General features: G+C 68.9%; 2 protein-coding genes. Both read left to right on the top strand.

Annotated features, from left to right (window positions below; all coding sequences use genetic code 11):
- Positions 1-2,576 (top strand): hypothetical protein (locus DQW06_RS27440; RefSeq protein ID WP_117199576.1); only part of this gene is annotated, 2,576 nt, incomplete at its 5' end.
- Positions 2,577-2,622: 46 nt separating this feature from the next.
- Entirely contained in the window at positions 2,623-3,138 is a 516-nt protein-coding gene (locus tag DQW06_RS27435; protein WP_117199575.1) for a hypothetical protein, read from the top strand.
- The last annotated feature ends 71 nt before the right edge of the window (positions 3,139-3,209 follow it).

Raw genomic sequence — 3,209 nt, 5'->3', positions numbered from 1 at the left:
TGGAGGTCCTCAACGCACGACTCCTCGGCCGCGCCGACGACCTCAGCGGGAGTTTCGACTCGGCCGCGGGCGAGTTCACCGACGTCATCGCCTGGGACATCCGGAGCCTGTCCGAGGAGGACCTGCAGAACTGGCGGGACGCCGCCGTCTCGGTCACCTACGCGGCCTCGGTGGCCGAGAGGTGGGGGGACATCGTGAAGGCCTTCCACGAGGAGCGCGACTCCCAGGTCACCACCTGGGAGAGCAGCAGGACGGAGAAGGAGAACGCCGTCCCCGCCAAGTACAAGGACGACCACATCACCTCGTCCCACCCCCAGGCCGACGGCTTCCTCTGGACGGACTGGGGCGCGGGGGACGAGGCGCGGTGCCGGGCCCTCTACGACGAGCTCGCCACCGTGCAGGAGGGGCTCATCAGCCAGGAGCAGACCAACTGGCAGAAGCTCCAGGACGGCGCCGAGGACGTCCGGACGATGCTCGAACAGGGTCCGACCCCGGAGAACGTCCGCAAGCTCATGGACACGGGCAACGCCAACTGGGCGTTCCTCAACCTGGACCCCTCCCGCTACTCCTCGCTCATCGACGACAGCGAGCTCACGCCCGAGAACGCCGAGCAGTACGCCGACGAGCTCGCCGCCTACTGGTCCGGTGACAAGCCGCTGGACGACCGCTACCACGAGATGATGCTCGTGCTCACGATGGTGGGGACCGGCGCCCGGCAGAACCAGCAGGACGGCACGGAGCTCAGCCCCGAGGAGATCGCGTTCCTGGAGGAGTTCTACGCCCAGCTGGAGGAGCCCTACCGCAGGGACGGGGTCGGGGCGGGCATCATGGTCTACCCCGACCTCATGAACGAGTCCGGCATGAGCGACGAGGAGCGGGAGGACGCCCTCGGCGTCCTCGGCAACGGGCTGCTCGCGCTCTCGGACCCCGCGCTCGGCGGAGGGTACGACAACCTGCCCGAGAGCTTCCGGTACGCCGTCGAGGGCTCCTGGATCAACCCCGACGCCGAGAACAAGCTCCCCGGCACGCCCGTGAGCATGGGGATGGACATGAAGGCGCTCTCCGCCTTCATGGAGCACACGGACGAGGGACTCCAGGGCGGCTACGGGCTGTCGACCAACCTGCACCTGACCACCGGCGCGTTCCTCGACGCCTGGGGCGACGACCCCGACCCCGACGGGGTGCTGCCCGACTCCGAGCAGGTCTCCCACATCATCGACGTGGCCAGCCGCAACACCGACGCCAACTACTACATGCTCACCGGCGAGCACGTCGACACGGAGGAGGGCGTCGACCACGGCGACGAGGACCTGCGCACACGGGCGCTGGAGGGCACGCTCACCCACGAGTGGCACGACGACGGCCGCACCGCGCGCCAGCTCACCGACTGGCTGGCCGAGGACATCCACAGCGAGGACCCCGACGTGCGCCAGCGGGCCGGGGACGGTTTCGCCGGGTTCATGGAGACCATCACCGAAGCGGAGATGCACGAGGCCCTCGTCAACACCGGCGTGGACGTGACCGAGGGAGACAACGAGTACTCCGACGCCTCGTTCACCCAGTTCAACGGGGAGCTGGCCGACAGCCTCGCCGACGTCTTCGACGCGCACATCTACAGCTTCGCCAACACCGACATCCTGGATCTGAACGAGAACCCCGTGACGGGCATCGGGGACTTCGATCCGGAGACGGGCACCGTGCGCCTGGGCGCCGAGGAGCGCGCCCTGTACATGCAGCTCCTCGTGGGCAACGACGAAACCGCCGGACGCATGGTCAACACGGTGGACGTGTACAAGCAGTTGGAATCCATCGCGTTCCTGGAGTCCGGCAACGAGGCGACCGCCGCGCGCGGCGCCGGACAGCTCCAGGGGCTGTTGGAACGCGCCCTGTACCTGGACTCGGAGGACCGGAGCGCCGACCTCGACAAGACCATCGAACGCAACACGCAGATCGCCGAGTTCGTGGTGGGCGAGGCGGGAAAGCTCTCCGACAAAGTCCCGGTCATCGGCAGGGCCCTGTCGACGGGGATGGGACTGGCCAAGGAGAGCATCGTGAACGCGATCGTGGACGGCGAGTACGAGGTCTCCCCCCGCCACCCCGTCCACACCGGCGAGGAGAGCACCACGCGCGCCTTCCAGGCGGCGACGTTCGACTTCCTCGCCCACAGCGCCCCCGGGGCGTTCGACGGCGTGGAGCGGGGCCACCTCAGGGCGCTGGTCGACGGTGGTGCGCTCACCATCGAGCGGAACGGCGTGGTGCTCAGTGCGGCCGACCTCCCCAACGACTTCGTCATCGACGACTCCGTCACGATGAGTTTCGAGACGGACCCCAACCGGTGGCGGAACAACGAGGACGACGCGCTCTCCGGGATGGACGACGCGCTCAGCGCCGTCATGGACAGCACCACCGTCGACATCACCTACGAGGACGAGTACGGGTACCCGGTCGATCACAGCACGCCCGCCCACGAGGGAGTGGAGCAGTTCACCGACCAGTACATGGGCGGCTACCAGGAGGCGGAGACCTACTTCGGAGGCGGACTCGAGACGTTCGGGAACCCGCCCGGAGGCTCGTGACCCGCGTGACCGCCACCGCCACCACCCCACCCGTTCTGGAGGCCCTGTGACACACCGTGAAGGCCGTGCGCCCGTCTTCCTGGCGGTCCCCCTGTCCGCGTGCCTGGCCCTGGCCGCGTGCTCCGCGCCCGAATCCGAGCCCGGACCGGTGGGAGGCCCTCCGGCGGACCGCGTCTCCCGCTTCTGGGTAGAACGGGAGGCCATGGTGCTCACCCTCGACCGCATGCTCGCCGAGAACGGCCCAGAAGAGGTCGTCGCGGACATCGGCGGCAGCCGGGACAGGCTCCTCGAAAGCGGCGTCCTCCAGCAGACCGGGGACGGATACGCCGTCGAACCCGACAAGGACGCGTGGCGCGCCGAGGGGGTCGACGGCACCGCGAGGATCGATGACGCCCTCATCGACGCCATGGAGGCCAACGAGGTCACCTGGTGCGGGGAGCCCGTGAACGGCGACGAGTTCGTCGACGCCTACATGGACGAACACTGGGAGACCCTCGACACCCAGGAGGAGTACACGGCCAGCGTCACCGACTACGTCGACTGCGGGGACGGAACCCCGTAACCCTCCTTGGGCCCTCCGGGGACGGGCTCCCCTCACGGAAGGGGGCCGGTGCGTCGTACGCGCACCGGCCC

The organism is Nocardiopsis sp. TNDT3, assembly GCF_003427465.1.
GTDB classification, from domain to species: Bacteria; Actinomycetota; Actinomycetes; order Streptosporangiales; family Streptosporangiaceae; genus Nocardiopsis; species Nocardiopsis dassonvillei.
Note: the sequence above shows the minus strand (reverse complement) of the source record. Positions and strands in the feature narration are given on the sequence as shown.